Consider the following 17,711-nt stretch of genomic DNA (forward strand, 5'->3'; position numbering starts at 1 on the left):
AGTGGCCCGCATTCTCACTTATTTTCCAGGTCCAGGCCACAAGCGCAGGTGTTTGCTCCTATTGAGCCGCCGGCGTCCTGAGCTTTTCCAACACAGTTAGTGGAGAGATCACCTTGGTAGAGTACGTAGTTTCCCTCGATAAGCTCGGTGTCCATGATGTAGAGCATGTGGGGGGCAAGAACGCATCCCTGGGCGAGATGATTAGTAATCTTGCGGGCGCTGGTGTTTCAGTGCCCGGTGGCTTTGCCACCACCGCCCAGGCTTACCGTGATTTCCTCGAATTGAGCGGTCTCAACGATCAAATTCACGCGGCCCTCGATGCATTGGACGTCGATGACATCAATGCCCTGGCCAAGACCGGCGCCCAGATCCGTCAGTGGATCATGGAAGCCGAGTTCCCCGAGAAGCTCAACGCCGAGATCCGCACCGCCTTCGCCACGCTGTCGGCGGGCAACCCCGACATGGCCGTCGCCGTGCGCTCCTCGGCCACCGCCGAAGACCTGCCCGACGCCTCGTTTGCCGGTCAGCAAGAGACCTTCCTGAACATTCGTGGTGTGGAAAACGTCATCCGAGCGGCCAAGGAAGTCTTCGCTTCGCTGTTCAACGACCGTGCCATTTCCTACCGTGTACACCAGGGTTTTGACCACAAGCTGGTGGCCTTGTCTGTCGGTGTACAGCGCATGGTGCGTTCGGAAACCGGTACTGCCGGCGTGATGTTCACCCTGGACACCGAATCAGGCTTCCGTGGCGTGGTGTTTATCACCGGCGCCTACGGCCTGGGAGAAACCGTCGTACAAGGCGCGGTCAACCCGGATGAGTTCTACGTCCACAAACACACGCTTGAAGCCGGTCGCCCTGCGATCCTGCGCCGCAACCTGGGCAGCAAGGCCATCAAGATGATCTACGGCGACGAGGCCAAGGCCGGTCGCTCGGTGAAAACCGTTGATGTCGACAAGGCCGAACGCGAGCGTTTCTGTCTGACCGACGCCGAAGTCAACGAACTGGCCAAACAGGCGATAATCATCGAGAAGCACTACAAGTGCCCGATGGATATCGAATGGGCCAAGGACGGCGACGACGGTAAGCTGTACATCGTTCAGGCTCGCCCTGAAACCGTGAAGAGCCGCACCTCGGCCAACGTCATGGAGCGCTACCTGCTGAAAGAAACCGGCACCGTGCTGGTTGAAGGCCGTGCCATCGGCCAGCGCATCGGCGCTGGCAAGGTGCGGATCATCAAGGACGTGTCCGAGATGGACAAGGTCCAGCCAGGTGACGTGCTGGTCTCGGACATGACCGACCCGGACTGGGAGCCGGTGATGAAACGCGCCAGCGCCATCGTCACCAACCGCGGCGGGCGTACCTGCCACGCGGCGATCATCGCTCGTGAGCTGGGGATTCCGGCCGTAGTGGGTTGCGGCAATGCCACCCAACTGTTGAAAGACGGCCAGGGCGTTACCGTGTCCTGCGCCGAAGGCGATACCGGTTTCATCTTTGAAGGTGAATTGGGCTTCGACATCAAGCAAAACTCTATTGAAGCCATGCCGGATCTGCCGTTCAAGATCATGATGAACGTCGGTAACCCGGACCGTGCTTTCGATTTCGCCCAGTTGCCGAACGCCGGTGTGGGCCTGGCCCGCCTGGAATTCATCATCAACCGGATGATCGGCGTGCACCCCAAGGCGCTGCTGAACTACGACGGCTTGCCGCAAGACATCAAGGACAGCGTCGACAAGCGCATCGCCGGCTACAACGACCCGGTGGGCTTCTACGTCGAGAAACTGGTGGAAGGCATCAGCACCCTGGCGGCGGCGTTCCACCCGAAAAAGGTCATCGTGCGCCTGTCGGACTTCAAGTCCAACGAATACGCCAACCTGATCGGCGGCAAGCTCTACGAGCCGGAAGAAGAAAACCCGATGCTGGGCTTTCGTGGCGCCTCGCGTTACATCAGCGAAGCCTTCCGTGACTGCTTCGAACTCGAATGCCGCGCCCTCAAGCGTGTGCGCAACGAGATGGGCCTGACCAACGTCGAGATCATGGTGCCGTTCGTGCGGACCTTGGGCGAAGCGAGCCAGGTGATCGACTTGCTGGCCGAAAATGGCCTGTCCCGTGGTGAAAACGGCCTGCGCGTGATCATGATGTGCGAGCTACCGTCCAATGCCATCCTGGCTGAAGAGTTCCTGGAATTCTTCGACGGTTTCTCCATCGGCTCCAACGACCTGACCCAGTTGACCCTGGGCCTGGACCGCGACTCCGGGATCATCGCCCACCTGTTCGACGAGCGTAATCCTGCGGTCAAAAAGCTGCTGGCCAACGCCATCCAGGCCTGCAACAAGGCCGGCAAGTACATCGGCATCTGCGGCCAAGGCCCTTCCGATCACCCCGACCTGGCCAAATGGCTGATGGAACAGGGCATCGAGAGCGTCTCGCTGAACCCCGATTCCGTGCTGGAAACCTGGTTCTTCCTGGCTGAAGGTCAAGCGCCGGCGTAAGCCGTAACATCAAAAGTGCCGGTCAATCGTAAGGGTTGGCCGGCATTTCTCATCCTGTACAGGGCGGAAATCCATCCGGACGCCGCCCTTTTTTGTGCAAGAACATTATGCAAAGCAGCAGCAACCTGTTTCCCGTCGCCTTGCTCAGCGCTGAGCGTCGTGGCGACCTGAGTGAAGATGTTTATCGTCTTAAACCCGGCAATAGCCCTGATGGCACCGTCGAGTTGGCCGTGACTCGCCTGGGCTTGGCCGATGCTGCGGAAAACCGCGGCGTGCCGGTGGTTCTATTACATGGCAGCTTCTCCAACCGACGTTTCTGGTATTCGCCCAAGGGCATTGGTCTTGGGGCTTATCTGGCGCGGCAGGGGTTTGATGTGTGGATACCGGAAATGCGCGGCCATGGCCTTTCGCGGCGCAACCAGGATTACGCCAAGAACCGCGTGGCCGACTATGCTCGTTACGATTTACCGGCCATTGCCGCGTTTGTTCGTGAGCAAAGCGCGCAGATTCCGCACTGGATCGGCCATTCCCTAGGCGGTACGACCTTGGCGGCGGCATTGGGCGGTCAGTATCTGGGAGCGCCGGCAGTGGCCTCCGTAGCGTTGTTTGGCTGCCAGGTCAGTCGGACTTATTGGCCATTGAAAATTCCTCCGGTGGAGTGGGGTGGGCGGTTCATTTTAAAACGTTTTGCTCAGCTCTCCGGCTCACGCCTCAAGCGTGGCCCTGAAGACGAACCAATCGGCCTGGCCCTGGAAAGCATGCGTTGGCACGGTTTATTCGGGCGCTTTGGCGACGCCGAGCGCGATTGGTGGAAAGGTTTGGCCGATGTGGACGTGCCGGTGCTGGCGGTAAGTGCTGCCGGCGATCATCAGGACCCGGCCTGGGCCTGCCGCAAGCTGTTCGAGCAAATGGGCTCCGAGCACCGTCAGTATCTGTGCCTGGGGCGCAAGCAAGGCTTTGCCGATGACTTCGGCCATGTGCAGATGCTGGTCAGCAAGGCGGCGCAGGCGCAGGTTTGGCCGCTGGTGCAGCGCTGGTTGAATGACCCGCTGGCACCGTTGGTCGCCGTGCAGCCCGAGGCGGTCGTGACAGTTTAAGGCAGAGGCTCTAACGAGGGCGTTTCACTCGTCCGCGCTTACGGCTAAGCTATGACGTCTTGTGCGGTTGCGGTCACATTCAGTCGTTGAGTGCGTGTTGTGTTCTTCGGCGGCGGGTCTGATCATTGCCGGCTTCAGGCTTAAAGATTCGTCGCTACGGTGCGTTTTCCTGATGTAACAGTGGATGTTCGACACCTTCTTTCCCCGACAGGAGCTTCTCGATGAACCATTACCTTACCCCCGATCTGTGCGATGCCTACCCGGAACTGGTGCAGGTGGTCGAGCCGATGTTCAGCAATTTCGGCGGCCGGGACTCCTTTGGTGGCGAGATCGTCACCATCAAGTGCTTCGAAGACAACTCCCTGGTCAAGGAACAGGCCGAGCTCAACGGCGCTGGCAAGGTGCTGGTGGTCGACGGCGGCGGATCCCTGCGTCGGGCGTTGTTGGGCGACATGATCGCTGAGAAGGCCGCGAAAAACGGCTGGGAAGGGCTGCTGATCTACGGTTGCATCCGTGACGTCGACGTCATCGCCCAGACCGATCTGGGCGTGCAGGCCCTGGCCAGCCACCCGATGAAGACTGACAAGCGCGGTATTGGCGATCTGAACGTGGCCGTGACCTTTGCCGGTGTGACCTTCCGTCCGGGTGAATATGTCTACGCCGACAATAATGGCGTGATTGTTTCGCCCAGCCCGCTAAAAATGCCTGAATAAATTGCTGTAGCCGATAGGGGTGAGGATGTTCGAGGAAGAAAACGCGCAGTGGGGGCTGGTGCATGCCCTGGTGCTGGACGGTAAAGGCGGTGCGCGTTCGATTGCCCGGACTGAGCTCGACGAATTGCAATTGCAGCCGCAGGAGAGCCTGTGGCTGCATTGGGATCGCAGCCATCCGCAGACCCAGACCTGGTTGCGCAAATCTAGTGGCTTGAGCGAATTCGCCTGTGACCTGCTGCTGGAGGAGAACACCCGTCCACGGCTGTTGCCGCTGTCGGATGCCGAATTGCTGCTGTTCCTGCGAGGGATCAATCTCAACCCTGGGGCTGAACCGGAAGACATGGTCTCGGTGCGAATTTTTGCCTCAAGGACGCGGGTCATCTCTCTGCGTTTACGCCCCTTGCGTGCAACCGATGAACTGTTGGTGCAGTTGGCGGATGGCAAAGGTCCGAAAACAGCCTCTGAATTGATCCTTTGTATGGCGCAGTACCTGACCAACAAAGTTCAGGACCTGGTCAGCGACCTCTCGGAAGTCGTCGACGCCGAAGAAGAAAAACTGGATACCGACGAACGGTACGCTCCCGAACATGGCAGCATTTTGCAAATCCGTCGGCGAGCCGCGGGGCTCAAGCGTTTCCTCGCGCCCCAGCGGGATATTTTCGCTCAGATGACACGCATCAAACTGCCCTGGTTCGTAGACGATGACGGCGACTACTGGAACGAATTGAACAACAGCCTGACCCGTTACCTGGAAGAGCTGGAGTTGACCCGGGAGCGCGTAGGGCTTGTGCTTGAGGCCGAAGGCCGACGCTTGAGCGTGCGTATGAGCCGCACCATGTACCGCTTCGGGATTATCACCGGGATCTTCCTGCCGATGAGTTTTCTCACCGGGCTTCTGGGGATTAACGTGGGGGGTATCCCGTTCTCTTCCAGCCCTTACGGGTTCCTGATTGCCTGCCTGATGATGATCTCGGTGGCGTTGGGGCAATGGTGGTTGTTCCGGCGTTTACGTTGGGTCTGACCTGAATGAGACCTGAACGGGGCAAGAGGTCATGTGACCTGAAGAATTTTACCCTCGTCTTTTAATTCACTTGCGAGAGGTCCCTATGCACGATCCGTTCGAACAGTCTTTGCGTGACATGCTTAACGCTTCGCCGCCCAACCGTGACGACGATGCCTGCCTTGGCCGCGTACTGAAAACTGCCAACCGTCAAGTCGGCGCGGGAGACCTGTTCGGTTTGCTTGGCCGTTGGTTGCCGGCATTGATGATGGCCCTGAACAACGGTTCGGCCCATGTTTCCCCGGTTTCCCGTCGTAAACCTATTGCTCGCACTGCTGATAAGGCTGATTGAATATGGAACTTGATCTCTGGACTCAGAGTCTGGTAACTGCAATGACCGCGTTGTGGACCAAGGTGGCGAATTTTATTCCCAACCTGTTTGGCGCGCTGGTATTGGTGCTGTTGGGTTTTGTCGTGGCCAAGCTGCTCGACACCCTGCTGTCCAAGCTGTTGGCCAAACTGGGCCTTGATCGCCTGATGGGCGGCACAGGCCTGACCAAGTTATTGGGGCGTGCCGGGCTCAAAGTGCCTATCTCGACACTGGTCGGCAAGATCGTTTATTGGTTCGTACTGCTGATTTTTCTGGTTTCTGCAGCGCAATCCCTTGGACTTGAGCGAGTTTCAGCTACGCTCGACATGCTGGCGCTGTATTTGCCGAAGGTATTCGGTGGCGCGCTGGTGTTGCTGGTAGGGGTTTTGCTGGCGCAACTGGCCAATGGGCTGGTGCGCGGTGCGGCTGAAGGCGTCGGTCTGGATTACGCCAGCGGTCTGGGGCGAATCGCTCAGGGGCTGGTGATTATCATCAGTATTTCAGTCGCGATCAGCCAGTTGGAGGTCAAGACTGACCTGCTTAACCATGTGATTGTGATTGTTTTGATTACCGTTGGTCTGGCCGTTGCGCTGGCCATGGGGTTGGGAAGCCGGGAAATTGCCGGTCAGATTCTTGCGGGAATTTATGTGCGTGAGTTGTATCAGGTTGGGCAGCACGTGCGTGTGGGCGAGGTCGAAGGGCAGATCGAAGAGATCGGCACGGTAAAAACTACAGTGCTGACCGATGATGGCGAACTAGTATCGTTGTCCAATCGAATTCTGCTGGAGCAGCAGGTAAGTAGCCGCTAACCCGGTAATCCCTGCTAATGTACGCCGCCGCAATCCTGGCTATCCAGGCTGTAGCGGACATTGACCTGACTGTCGGCACGACTTGTTTTGAATAAAGCCCAAACGCTGTCCACGCGCTATGACCCCCGTGAGCTCTCTGATGAGGAGTTGGTCGCGCGCTCGCACACGGAGCTGTTTCACGTAACACGCGCGTACGAAGAATTGATGCGCAGGTATCAACGCACGCTGTTCAACGTTTGTTCAAGATATTTGGGGAACGATCGTGATGCGGATGATGTCTGTCAGGAAGTGATGCTGAAGGTGTTGTATGGCTTGAAGAACTTCGAGGGTAAATCGAAGTTTAAGACCTGGCTCTATAGCATCACGTACAACGAATGCATCACGCAGTATCGTAAGGAACGGCGAAAGCGTCGCTTGATGGACGCCTTGAGTCTGGACCCCCTTGAGGAAGCGTCTGAAGAAAAGGCGCCGACACCTGAGGAGACGGGCGGGCTTGATCGCTGGTTGGTGCATGTGAATCCGATTGACCGGGAAATTTTGGTGCTACGATTTGTCGCAGAACTGGAATTTCAGGAAATTGCTGACATTATGCATATGGGTTTGAGTGCGACAAAAATGCGTTACAAACGTGCTCTTGATAAATTACGTGAGAAATTTGCGGACAGTACTGAAACTTAGTACGAGGCAAATATCTCTTACGTGTAGGCAAGTTCTGTTAGACTTGTCGCCGAGTTGTCCCCCGGTATGTGGGACTGCTTTACAATCACCAGATGGGGATTTAACGGATGAAACTGAAAAACACCTTGGGCTTGGCCATTGGTTCTCTTATTGCCGCAACTTCTTTCGGCGTTCTGGCACAAGGCCAAGGCGCAGTTGAAGGCGAGCTGTTCTACAAGAAGCAGTACAACGATAGCGTCAAGCACATCGAAGACGGCTTCAATCCTGGCGCTCGCATCGGTTACTTCCTGACCGACGACCTGTCGTTGAACTTGTCCTACGACAAGACCAACCACACCCGTTCGAACGACGGTACTGGCAACCAGAAGATCAAAGGTGATACCGGCAGCCTGTTGGCTACCTACCACTTCGGTCAGGCTGGCGTCGACTCCCTGCGTCCATACGTAGAAGGTGGTTTCGGTCACCAGAGCCGTGGCAACGTCAAAGCTGACGGCCACAGCGGTCGCGATCAGTCGACTCTGGCTATCGTTGGTACCGGTGTGAAGTACTACTTCACCAACAACCTGTTCGCACGTGCAGGCGTTGAAGCTGACCACAACCTGGACAACGGCAAGTGGGATTACTCCGCACTGGTCGGCCTGGGCGTCAACTTCGGCGGTAACGCTGGCGCAGCAGCACCAGCTCCTACCCCAGCACCAGCTCCAGAGCCAGTTCCAGAGCCAGAAGCTCCGGTTGCTCAGGTTGTTCGTGTTGAGCTGGACGTGAAGTTCGACTTCGACAAGTCGGTTGTTAAGCCTAACAGCTACGGCGACGTGAAAAACCTCGCTGACTTCATGAAGCAGTACCCACAAACCACTACCGTTGTTGAAGGTCACACTGACTCCGTCGGTCCTGACGCTTACAACCAGAAGCTGTCCCAGCGTCGTGCTGACGCTGTTAAGCAAGTCCTGGTCAAAGACGGTATTGACGCTGGCCGTGTGAGCTCGGTTGGTTACGGCGAATCCCGCCCAGTTGCTGATAACGCAACTGAAGCAGGCCGTGCTGTTAACCGTCGCGTAGAAGCATCGGTTGAAGCTCAAGCAGCTCAGTAATTACTGAGTTGTAGAAAAAACCCGGCTTAGGCCGGGTTTTTTTTGCCTGAAATTTGGCTCAGGCGCTTGCCAGCAAGGCAGCTTCAACCGCTGTTGCCGCGACTGCACCAATCACCAGGATCGCCGGGCTCTTCAAGACAAACGCCCTGGCATCATCATGCATACAGGCCAGGCTGCTGCGGCACTCCCGCTGCCCCGGCAACGAAGCATTTTCAATCATCGCCACCGGCATGTCGGCGGCCATGCCAGCCTCCAGCAACTGCTGCCGGATTTCCTCCAGCTTTGCCACGCCCATATAGACCACCAGCGTCGTACCGCCTTCGGCCAGTGCTCGCCAGTTGAGGCTGCTGTCGTCCTGTGTGTGGGCGGTGACCAGGGTCACGCCGCGGCTGACCCCGCGCAATGTCAGCGGAATATCACAGTTGGTCGCCCCTGCCAGCCCGGCAGTAATGCCGTTGACCAGTTCCACCTCGACACCGCGCTCCCTGAGCCATAACGCTTCTTCGCCACCGCGCCCGAATATGCACGGATCGCCACCCTTGAGCCGCACCACGCACTTGCCCTGACGGGCATAACGCAGCATCAGGCGATGGATAAAATCCTGCGGTGTGGAGCGGCATCCGCCACGCTTGCCGACGGTGATCACCCGCGCGCTGGGGCAGTGTTCAAGCACCGCCGGGTTGACCAAATCATCAATCAGCACCACATCGGCCTCGTGCAGGGCCCGTACCGCCTTGAGGGTCAACAGCTCCGGATCACCGGGGCCAGCGCCCACCAACCAGACTTTTGCGTTCATGTTTATTGCCCTCAGACACTGATTGCGATTGGCTGCTTGTTGCTGGCCAATAGTCGTTTGATTTCCGGCACACAGGAGCCGCATTGCGTGCCGCAGCCCAATTCCTGTTTCAGACCATTCAGGTCAAGGCCCCGGGCGATGCCGGTGCACACGGCGTTTTCACTGACGTTTTTGCAGTTGCACAAAATTTTATTGGCGGTAGAGCTTCCTGTGGCATTGCCCGGTGGCGCGCTCAATGGCGCCAGCAGCCAGCGACGCAGTTGCTCATCGGCCCGGCCTTCCAGCCACAGGCTTTGCAACCAGTGTCGGGCGAGGGTTTCGCCGGCCAGGCGAATTACGGTAATCCGGCCCTTCTCGATTTTCACTCGCTTGCCGATGGAGCGCCGTGGGTCGTCATAGGCCATGACCGGGCCGTCATTGAGGCCCAGCAGTTGATCGATACGTTTGAGCAACTGCAGGTCTGGCGCCTCGCTATGGGCTGCCCGGATCAGCAGGGCCGGACGTTCGCGACCGGTCAGGCTCAGGCTGACGTAGGCAAAGTCTTCGCACAGCGGGCGCAAGGCTTCAAAGTGTTGCTGGACGTCACCCTCAATCAGCGCGAACAGCTGCCAAGGCAATTGCACGGCTTCCAGGCGTACCCCGCTGTGTTTGAGTTCCGGTTGTTTCGACAAGGGATCGAACGCCGGTTGGGTCAGGGTGTTGACACCGCCCTTGAGAAAACGATCGCCCCAGTGCATCGGCAGGAATGCCTGGCCGGGACGCACACTGTCATCACTGGTCACGGCCATAATCACGCTGCCGCGACGGCTCTTCAGGTTGATCAGGTCACCTTCCTGGAGTCGATGCCGGCGCAACTCATCGGGGTGCAGGCTCAGCAAGGCTTCGCTGGCATGGCCGAACAACTGCGCGGCGGTGCCGGTGCGGCTCATGCCATGCCATTGATCCCGCAGGCGGCCGGTGATCAGGGTCAGGGGAAAGCGTGCGTCGCGCTGCTCCTTGGCGGCGCGGTAGGGATCGGCGACAAAATGCGCCCGACCACTTTCGGTCGGGAATACGCCATCGGTGTACAGCCGTGGTGTGCCCGTTTGCGCATTGGCCGGGAACGGCCATTGCTGGGGCCCGATCTGGTCGAGGAGGGCATGGCTGATGCCTGACAAATCCAGGTCGCGGCCGTGGGTCAGCACCTTGTATTCATCAAATATCTGCGCCGGTTGTTCAAAGGAAAACAGGCTTGGCAAGCCTGGACGCAAACGTCGTTCCAGACGCTGAGCAAAATCCACGGTAATTGCCCAGTCGGGTCGTGCCTCGCCCGGAGGGACAATGGCTTGGCGCACGTGGGAAATACGCCGCTCGGAGTTGGTCACCGTGCCCTCTTTCTCCCCCCAACTGGCGGCTGGCAATAACAGGTCGGCGAAAGGTGCGGTTTCCGTGGTGCGGAAGGCTTCCTGCAAGACCACGAACGGGCACGCGGCCAGTGCCTGGCGCACGGCGTTCTGGTCTGGTAGGGATTGTGCGGGGTTGGTGCAGGCGATCCACAAGGCTTTGATCTTACCGGCCTGCACTTGTTCGAACAGTTCGATGGCGGTCAAACCGGTGCTGGCGGGCAGTTGCTCCACGCCCCAGTAGGCGGCCACTTGCGCTCGGTGTTCAGGATTGGTTGCTTCGCGATGCCCCGGCAGCAAGTTCGACAGGCTGCCGGTTTCCCTTCCACCCATGGCATTGGGCTGGCCGGTCAGGGAAAACGGCCCACAGCCTGGACGGCCGATCGTGCCAGTGGCCAGGTGCAGATTGATCAGGGCGCTGTTCTTTGCGCTGCCGGCGATGGACTGGTTGAGCCCCATGCACCACAACGACAAAAAGCTGGATGAGGTGCCGACCCATTCGGCGCATTGGCGCAATTGCTCGACGCTGATCCCGCACAGTTGCGTGACCATTTGCGGCGTGTAGTCATGCACTAGCCGTTTCAACTCTGCCAAGCCGTCGGTATGGGCCTGAATAAAGTCGCGATCGACCCACTCTTCCCACAGCAGCAGGTGCAAAACTCCATGGAACAGGGCGACATCGGTACCGGGCAGGATCGCCAGGTGCAGATCTGCCAGGTCACAGGTGTCGGTGCGCCGGGGGTCGATGACCACCACTTTCATGTCTGGACGACGGGCTTTGGCTTCCTCCAGCCGTCGGAACAACACCGGATGGGCGTAGGCCATGTTACTGCCCACGATCAGTACGCAATCGCTGGACTCCAGGTCTTCGTAGCTGCACGGCGGCGCATCGGCCCCCAGGCTGCGTTTGTAACCTACCACCGCCGACGACATGCACAGCCTGGAGTTACTGTCGATATTGTTGGTGCCTACCAGCGCCCGGGCCAGTTTGTTGAAGCTGTAGTAGTCCTCGGTCAGCAATTGCCCGGAAATGTAGAACGCCACGCTGTCGGGCCCGTGCTCGGCAATGGTCTCGGCAAACACGTTGGCCGCATGTTCCAGGGCGGTGTCCCAGTCGGTGCGGCCGCGGGCCAGGCCTTTGCCCAGGCGCAGTTCCGGGTACAACGCGCGCGCCGCCAGGTCGCCGGTCAGGTGTAGGCTGGCGCCCTTGCTGCACAGTTTTCCGAAGTTGGCCGGGTGCGTCGGATCGCCACTGACCCCGAGAATACGCTCGCCATCATGCTCGATCAGCACGCCGCAGCCGACTCCGCAATAACAGCAGGTCGAGGCGGTGGTCTGGCGGTTCATCAACCGGCGTCCCGCAGGGCCAGCATCACCCGGCCGTTTTCGACCCGGGCGTGATGATGGTGGGCGCAGCCGATGTCCGGGACCTGAGCTTCACCGGACGCCAGGTCGATCTGCCAGTTGTGCAGCGGGCAGGCCACGCGTTTGCCGTAGATCAAACCCTGGGACAGCGGGCCGCCCTTGTGCGGGCAGCGGTCGTCAAGGGCGAAGACTTCGTCGTCACTGGTACGAAAAATCGCGATCTCGCCTTTCGGTCCTTTGATGATGCGCGAGCCGAGGGCGTTGATTTCTTCGAGGGCGCAGATATCCAGCCAGTTCATGCCAGTACCTCCAGCTGTTTGACGGAGATGGTGTCGAATTCCTTTTTCAGCAACGGCTGTTCCAGACGCTCTTTCCATGGGTCCTGTTCGAACGACAGGGAGAACTGCAGGCGTTCGTTAAGGGCCTGGCGCCGTGCCGGGTCTTCCAGTACGGCTTTCTTTATGTGCTCCATGCCGACTCGTTGCAGGTAGTGCACGGTGCGCTCCAGGTAGAAGGCCTCTTCGCGGTACAGCTGCAGGAACGCGCCGTTGTATTCGCGCACTTCTTCGGCAGTTTTCAGCTTGACGAAGAACTCGGCGACTTCTGTCTTGATCCCGCCGTTGCCGCCGATGTACATCTCCCAACCGGAATCGACACCGATGATTCCCACATCCTTGATCCCCGCTTCCGAGCAGTTGCGCGGGCAGCCGGAGACCGCCAGCTTGACCTTGTGGGGCGACCACATGTTGAATAGGTCATGTTCCAGCTCGATGCCCAGTTGCGTCGAATTTTGTGTGCCGAAGCGGCAGAACTCACTGCCGACGCAGGTCTTCACGGTGCGGATGGATTTTCCGTAGGCGTGCCCGGACGGCATATCGAGGTCTTTCCAGACCCCCGGCAAGTCCTGCTTCTTGATGCCCAGCAAATCGATGCGCTGCCCGCCGGTGACCTTGACCATCGGCACGTTGTACTTGTCGGCCACATCGGCGATACGGCGCAGTTCAGAGGGATTGGTCACACCGCCCCACATCCTCGGGACTACTGAGTAGGTGCCGTCTTTCTGAATGTTGGCGTGGGCCCGTTCGTTGATCAGCCTGGATTGCGGGTCGTCCTTGGCTTCGCCTGGCCAGGTGGAGATCAGGTAGTAGTTCAGCGCCGGGCGGCAAGTTGCGCAGCCGTTGGGGGTGCGCCAGTTCAGGTAGCTCATGGTGCCAGCGATGGTCAGCAGGTACTGGTCGCGGATGGCCTGGCGGATCTGCCCGTGGTTGTGGTCGCTGCAGCCGCAGATGGCTTTTTCGCTTTTCGGTTTGACGTCGGCCGCACCGCCCACGGTGTTGATCAGGATCTGTTCCACCAATCCTGCACAGGAACCGCAGGAGCTGGCGGCCTTGGTGTGCTTTTTGACGTCATCGACGCTGAACAGCCCGTGTTCCTGAATGGCCTTGACGATGGTGCCCTTGCACACGCCGTTACAACCGCAGACTTCGGCGTTGTCGGCCATGCTCATGGCCTTGTCCTGGCCTTGGTGGCCTACATCACCGATGGCATTTTCGCCAAACATCAGGTGGTCGCGAATCTCGCCAATGGCGTGGTTCTCACGGATCTGCCGGAAATACCAGCCGCCGTCTGCGGTGTCGCCGTACAGGCAAGCGCCAACGAGGATGTCGTCCTTGATCACCAGCTTCTTGTAGACGCCGCCAATGGGGTCGGAAAGGGTGATGGTTTCCGTGCCTTCGCCGCCCATGAAGTCCCCGGCGGAAAACAGGTCGATACCGGTGACTTTCAGTTTGGTCGAGGTCACCGAGCCCTGATAGCGAGCAAAGCCCAGCTGTGCGAGATGGTTGGCGCAGACCTTGGCTTGTTCGAACAGCGGCGCCACCAGGCCATAGGCAATCCCGCGATGGCTGGCGCACTCGCCGATGGCGTAGATGCGCGGGTCGTAGGTTTGCAGGGTGTCGTTGACCAGAATCCCGCGGTTGCAGGGGATGCCGGATTTTTCCGCGAGTTCGGTATTGGGACGGATGCCAGCGGCCATCACCACCAGGTCGGCGGGGATCACGTCGCCATTCTTGAACTGCACCGAGCCGACCCGACCGTTGCCTGCGTCGTGTAGGGCTGTGGTTTGTTCGCACAGACGGAACACCAGGCCACGGCTTTCCAGTTCGGTTTGCAGCAGTTGGCCGCTGGTCTTGTCCAGTTGCCGTTCCAGCAGCCATTCGCCGATATGCACCACCGTGACGTGCATGCCCCGCAGCATCAAGCCGTTGGCCGCTTCCAGACCCAGCAGGCCGCCGCCGATCACCACCGCGTGCTTGTGGGTCTTGGCGGTGTTGATCATCACTTGGGTGTCGGCGATGTCGCGGTAGCCGATCACACCCTGCAGGGTGTTGCCTGGGATTGGCAGGATAAAAGGCGTCGAACCGGTGGCGATCAGCAGGCGGTCGTACTCGGCTTCGCTGCCGTCCTCGGCGATGACTTTGCGTTTGACCCGGTCGATCTGCACCACTTTGCGGTTGAGCAACAGCTTGATGTTGTTGTCCAGGTACCAGCTCAGGTCGTTGAGCACGATCTCCTCGAAGGTCTGCTCTCCGGCCAGCACCGGCGACAGCAGGATACGGTTGTAGTTGGTGTGGGGCTCGGCGCCAAAGACGGTGATGTCGTACAGCTCGCTGCTCAGCTTGAGCAATTCTTCAAGGGTGCGAACCCCGGCCATGCCGTTGCCGATCATCACCAGTTTGAGTTTCTTCATGTCGTTCTCCGCAGGCTCGACAAATCACGCGCAAACAAAAAAAAGCGTCCTCGCTAGTTAGCTAGCGAGGACGCCTTTGTCCTGGTCCCGTTCTCTCGGGAAGCGCAGCCTTCGTCGTTGAAGGCTGGGCTGTATGTATGTTGTTGAGGAAGGTAATGCAGTGGTTGTGCCAAGTGGCGTGAAGCACGTATTTATTGGCTTGCGACGTTTTTTATCGATGTTGGCCTGCACCCATTCAAGGCGAGCCGCCCGTTAGTGGTGCAACAGCCAGTACAGCAGCACCATATTGATCAACAACGACACCAGCGCCAGCGTCCGCCAGACCTTCAGCGGCTCTCGCTCCAGCAGCGGTTTGGGTCGGATGCTCAACTCACGACGGTCGGCCTGCTCCAGCACCAGCAACCACTCTTCGGCGGTTTCGTAGCGTTGTTCGGGTTGCGCTGCTACGGCTTGTTCCAGGCTTTGTTGCAGCCACTCGGGCAGGTCCGGTCGATAACGACTGGCGCTGACAGGTGTGGTGAATTTTGGCCGTTGAAAGGCTTCGATTTCACCGTAGGGATAATGCCCAGTGAGCAGGTAATACAAGGTCACGCCAATGCTGTACAAGTCCTGTTGTGGGGTAGGACGGTCGCCGTTGAAGGCCTCGGGGGCGATGAAACTCGGTGTGCCCGGCAACAGGTGTGCGCGATCCTCGGAAAGTCCGGGACAGTAGGCCAGGCCAAAATCCAGCACGCGCAGTTCGCCGTCCTCTCCCAGCAGCAGATTTTCCGGCTTGATGTCGCGATGCAAGATCTGCCTTCGGTGCAACTGGCCGACGGCCCGCAGCAGGCGCTCGGCCAGGGACTGCCATTGCGCCAGTGGCAGCGGGCCGTGCTGCTTGAACAGTTCGGCGAGGGTTTGGCCTGCGTATTCACGCATCACGTAGTACAAATGCCGACGCCCGCTGGCTGAATGCACTTCAGGAAACGCCCGCCCGGCCACCCGGCGCAGAAACCATTCCTCCGCCAGCAAGGCTTGCGCAGCTTGCAGGTCATCATCATGGCTGACCGGCAAGGTCTTCAGCAGCCAAGCCTGTTGCTGGGCATCACGCACCCTATAGAGCAGGGACTGCCGGCTCTGCCCCAGCACTGCTTCCACCTGCCAGCCTTCGAAGTGTTGCCCCGGTTTCAACGCCGGGGGCAATGGCCACTGCTGCAACTGCACCAGAGCGTCGCCGAGGGTGGCGGCGCCGAGTTGGTCGATACGCACCAGCATCGCACTGGCATTGTCCTGGCTGCCGGCCAGATGAGCTGAGTTGACCAGGGTATTCACGGCCAGGCCCAGGTCCGTTTGTTCCCGCAGGATTGCGCTGATGGCGTGATCTCCCAGGGAGGCCCAGACGCCATCGCTGAGCAGCAGGAAGCATTCGCCCTCGCGCAGTTCTGCATCAAGGAAATCCACCACCAAGTGTTGATCCAGGCCAAGGGCGCGCTTGAGCACATGCTGCATGCCCGGTTGCTCCCATACGTGCTCTTCGCTGATGCGCAGCAATTGATCATCGAGCCAGCGGTAGACCCGACAGTCGCCGACATGGGCCAGGGTAAAACGCTGTCCGCGAAATACCAGGGCGCTGAGAGTGGTCAGCAGTGGCAGGCCGCCACCGTTGGCCTGCAACCAGCGGTTTTGCGCCAGCAGCAGGCGGTCCAGGGACTGGGCCACGCCCCAGGTTTGCGGCGTGGCGTAATAATCCAGGGCCAGGGCCTGCAAGGTCGAGCGCGCGGCCAGGCCGCCGTCGGCGCACTGGCTGACGCCGTCGGCAATGGCGCACAAATAGCCTTTGCTGGCGGCCAGTTCAGGAGCCGGGGTAACCAGGCGCAGGGCGTCCTGGTTTTCCGACCGTGGGCCGATGGCGCTGGCCTGGGCGAAACTCAGTTGCAGGCTCATCAGACTCGCGCAGCGGTGACCGCTGCCGAACCCCAGGTGGTTCTCCAGCGACGCTTGACGCCATACAGGCCGAACCAGGCCAACACACCCAGGCTGGCGAACAGCCAAAGCGCAAGCTGATAGCTGCCGGTGCTTTGTTTGATTGCACCCATGCCTGCCGCCAGGGCAAAGCCGCCGATGCCGCCGGCCATGCCGATCAGGCCGGTCATCACGCCGATCTCACGACGAAAGCGCTGGGGCACCAGTTGGAACACCGCGCCGTTGCCAGCGCCGAGGCCAAGCATGGTACAGACGAACAGAGCGAGGGCTGCGTAGGAACTCGGCAGGTTGAAGCCCACCGCCGCGATGCAGATCGCCGCCACGCCGTACATGCCGAGCAGGGTGCGAATCCCGCCGAAACGATCCGCCAACGCGCCTCCCAAGGGACGCATCAGGCTGCCGCCAAACACGCAGGCGGCGGTGTAATAGCCAGCGGTCACCGGGCTCAAGCCGTATTGGTCGTTGAAGTAGCCGGGCAGGGCGCTGGCCAGGCCGATAAAGCCGCCGAAGGTCACGCTATAGAAGAACATGAACCACCAGCTGTCGCGGTCGCCCAGCGCCTTGAAATAGTCGGCCATGGATTTGGCTTTCGGTCGATCAGGCGCGTTGCGGGCCAGCCAGGCGAAGACAATCAGTGTCAGGATCAGCGGGATCAACGCGAAGCCAAATACATTGCTCCAGCCAAACGCAGCCGCCAGCACCGGTGCCAGCAAGGCGGCAAACACTGTGCCCGAGTTGCCCGCACCGGCAATGCCCAAGGCCTTGCCCTGATGTTCGGCGGGGTACCACTGGGAGGCCAGGGGCAGGGCGACGGCGAAAGAGGCGCCGGCCATGCCCAGGAACAGTCCCAGCAGCAGGGCTTGTTCATAGCTGTGAATGCCCAGTTTCCAGGCGACGAACAGCGCGCAGATGACAATTACCTGGCCGATCAGGCCGGCGGTCTTGGGCGAGAGCTTGTCTGCCAGCATGCCCATCAGGAATCGCAATATGGCGCCGGCCAGGATCGGCGTCGCCACCACCAGGCCGCGCTGCTGAGTGGTCAGTTGCAGGTCGGTGGCGATCTGCACCGCCAACGGGCCCAGCAGGTACCAGACCATGAAGCTCAGGTCGAAATACAGGAACGCGGCAAACAAGGTCGGGGTGTGACCGGATTTCCAGAAGCTTGATTTCATCACGCACCTCAGCGGTAAGGGGGCTTGTAAGAAGGCCT

General features: G+C 59.6%; 14 protein-coding genes. 8 read left to right on the plus strand and 6 right to left on the minus strand.

Annotated features, from left to right (window positions below):
• The first annotated feature begins 113 nt into the window (after positions 1-113).
• From ppsA to AAEZ06_RS12535, 8 genes are all read left to right on the plus strand, one after another.
• On the plus strand, positions 114-2,489 hold the full coding sequence (gene ppsA, locus AAEZ06_RS12500) for a phosphoenolpyruvate synthase (RefSeq protein ID WP_149412033.1): 2,376 nt from the start codon (positions 114-116) through the stop codon (positions 2,487-2,489).
• A gap of 107 nt (positions 2,490-2,596) precedes the next feature.
• On the plus strand, positions 2,597-3,586 hold the full coding sequence (locus AAEZ06_RS12505; RefSeq protein WP_149412032.1) for an alpha/beta fold hydrolase: 990 nt from the start codon (positions 2,597-2,599) through the stop codon (positions 3,584-3,586).
• 221 nt (positions 3,587-3,807) lie between these two features.
• Positions 3,808-4,299, plus strand: coding sequence for a ribonuclease E activity regulator RraA (gene rraA / locus AAEZ06_RS12510; RefSeq protein WP_133101682.1), 492 nt, complete (start codon positions 3,808-3,810; stop codon positions 4,297-4,299).
• Positions 4,300-4,324: 25 nt separating this feature from the next.
• A complete protein-coding gene (gene cmaX / locus AAEZ06_RS12515) occupies positions 4,325-5,320 on the plus strand; it encodes a divalent cation transporter CmaX (RefSeq protein WP_133101681.1) in 996 nt (331 codons plus the stop codon).
• Positions 5,321-5,405: 85 nt separating this feature from the next.
• Positions 5,406-5,651, plus strand: coding sequence for a CrfX protein (locus AAEZ06_RS12520; RefSeq protein WP_133101680.1), 246 nt, complete (start codon positions 5,406-5,408; stop codon positions 5,649-5,651).
• 2 nt (positions 5,652-5,653) lie between these two features.
• A complete protein-coding gene (locus tag AAEZ06_RS12525; protein ID WP_133101679.1) occupies positions 5,654-6,478 on the plus strand; it encodes a mechanosensitive ion channel family protein in 825 nt (274 codons plus the stop codon).
• Between the two features lie 87 nt (positions 6,479-6,565).
• Positions 6,566-7,156, plus strand: a complete 591-nt coding sequence (gene sigX, locus AAEZ06_RS12530) for an RNA polymerase sigma factor SigX (RefSeq protein ID WP_149412031.1) — start codon at positions 6,566-6,568, stop codon at positions 7,154-7,156.
• 107 nt (positions 7,157-7,263) lie between these two features.
• Positions 7,264-8,247 carry an OmpA family protein gene (locus AAEZ06_RS12535; RefSeq protein ID WP_149412030.1) on the plus strand — a complete coding sequence of 328 codons (984 nt, stop codon included), beginning with the start codon at positions 7,264-7,266 and terminating at the stop codon, positions 8,245-8,247.
• Between the two features lie 58 nt (positions 8,248-8,305).
• On the opposite strand, the gene cobA is transcribed toward AAEZ06_RS12535, so the two are convergent.
• The 6 genes from cobA to AAEZ06_RS12565 all read right to left on the minus strand — a co-directional run bounded on the left by cobA (position 8,306) and on the right by AAEZ06_RS12565 (position 17,673).
• Positions 8,306-9,043 (minus strand): uroporphyrinogen-III C-methyltransferase, encoded by a 738-nt coding sequence (gene cobA / locus AAEZ06_RS12540; protein WP_149412029.1) that lies wholly within the window; start codon positions 9,041-9,043, stop codon positions 8,306-8,308.
• A gap of 11 nt (positions 9,044-9,054) precedes the next feature.
• Complete coding sequence (locus AAEZ06_RS12545; RefSeq protein ID WP_149412028.1) at positions 9,055-11,772, minus strand: nitrate reductase; 2,718 nt, start codon at positions 11,770-11,772, stop codon at positions 9,055-9,057.
• Positions 11,772-12,089 (minus strand): nitrite reductase small subunit NirD, encoded by a 318-nt coding sequence (gene nirD / locus AAEZ06_RS12550; RefSeq protein WP_350614508.1) that lies wholly within the window; start codon positions 12,087-12,089, stop codon positions 11,772-11,774. The genes AAEZ06_RS12545 and nirD overlap by 1 nt, the downstream gene beginning before the upstream one ends.
• A complete protein-coding gene (nirB, locus tag AAEZ06_RS12555) occupies positions 12,086-14,539 on the minus strand; it encodes a nitrite reductase large subunit NirB (RefSeq protein WP_149412026.1) in 2,454 nt (817 codons plus the stop codon). Before nirB ends, nirD begins: the two co-directional genes overlap by 4 nt.
• A gap of 252 nt (positions 14,540-14,791) precedes the next feature.
• Positions 14,792-16,462, minus strand: a complete 1,671-nt coding sequence (locus tag AAEZ06_RS12560) for a bifunctional protein-serine/threonine kinase/phosphatase (RefSeq protein ID WP_350614510.1) — start codon at positions 16,460-16,462, stop codon at positions 14,792-14,794.
• Positions 16,462-17,673 (minus strand): nitrate/nitrite transporter, encoded by a 1,212-nt coding sequence (locus tag AAEZ06_RS12565; RefSeq protein ID WP_133101671.1) that lies wholly within the window; start codon positions 17,671-17,673, stop codon positions 16,462-16,464. Before AAEZ06_RS12565 ends, AAEZ06_RS12560 begins: the two co-directional genes overlap by 1 nt.
• Positions 17,674-17,711 lie beyond the last annotated feature (38 nt).

Source organism: Pseudomonas sp. HY7a-MNA-CIBAN-0227, from assembly GCF_040310325.1.
In the GTDB taxonomy this organism is placed as follows: Bacteria; Pseudomonadota; Gammaproteobacteria; order Pseudomonadales; family Pseudomonadaceae; genus Aquipseudomonas.

Bases quoted from the DNA above. Each gene is read 5' to 3' on its own strand.
- AAEZ06_RS12505 (WP_149412032.1), top strand. From the start codon at position 2,597: ATGCAAAGCAGCAGCAACCTGTTTCCCGTCGCCTTGCTCAGCGCTGAG.
- rraA (WP_133101682.1), top strand. From the start codon at position 3,808: ATGAACCATTACCTTACCCCCGATCTGTGCGATGCCTACCCGGAACTG.
- cmaX (WP_133101681.1), top strand. From the start codon at position 4,325: ATGTTCGAGGAAGAAAACGCGCAGTGGGGGCTGGTGCATGCCCTGGTG.
- AAEZ06_RS12520 (WP_133101680.1), top strand. From the start codon at position 5,406: ATGCACGATCCGTTCGAACAGTCTTTGCGTGACATGCTTAACGCTTCG.
- AAEZ06_RS12525 (WP_133101679.1), top strand. From the start codon at position 5,654: ATGGAACTTGATCTCTGGACTCAGAGTCTGGTAACTGCAATGACCGCG.
- AAEZ06_RS12535 (WP_149412030.1), top strand. From the start codon at position 7,264: ATGAAACTGAAAAACACCTTGGGCTTGGCCATTGGTTCTCTTATTGCC.
- cobA (WP_149412029.1), bottom strand. From the start codon at position 9,043: ATGAACGCAAAAGTCTGGTTGGTGGGCGCTGGCCCCGGTGATCCGGAG.
- AAEZ06_RS12545 (WP_149412028.1), bottom strand. From the start codon at position 11,772: ATGAACCGCCAGACCACCGCCTCGACCTGCTGTTATTGCGGAGTCGGC.
- nirD (WP_350614508.1), bottom strand. From the start codon at position 12,089: ATGAACTGGCTGGATATCTGCGCCCTCGAAGAAATCAACGCCCTCGGC.
- nirB (WP_149412026.1), bottom strand. From the start codon at position 14,539: ATGAAGAAACTCAAACTGGTGATGATCGGCAACGGCATGGCCGGGGTT.
- AAEZ06_RS12560 (WP_350614510.1), bottom strand. From the start codon at position 16,462: ATGAGCCTGCAACTGAGTTTCGCCCAGGCCAGCGCCATCGGCCCACGG.
- AAEZ06_RS12565 (WP_133101671.1), bottom strand. From the start codon at position 17,673: ATGAAATCAAGCTTCTGGAAATCCGGTCACACCCCGACCTTGTTTGCC.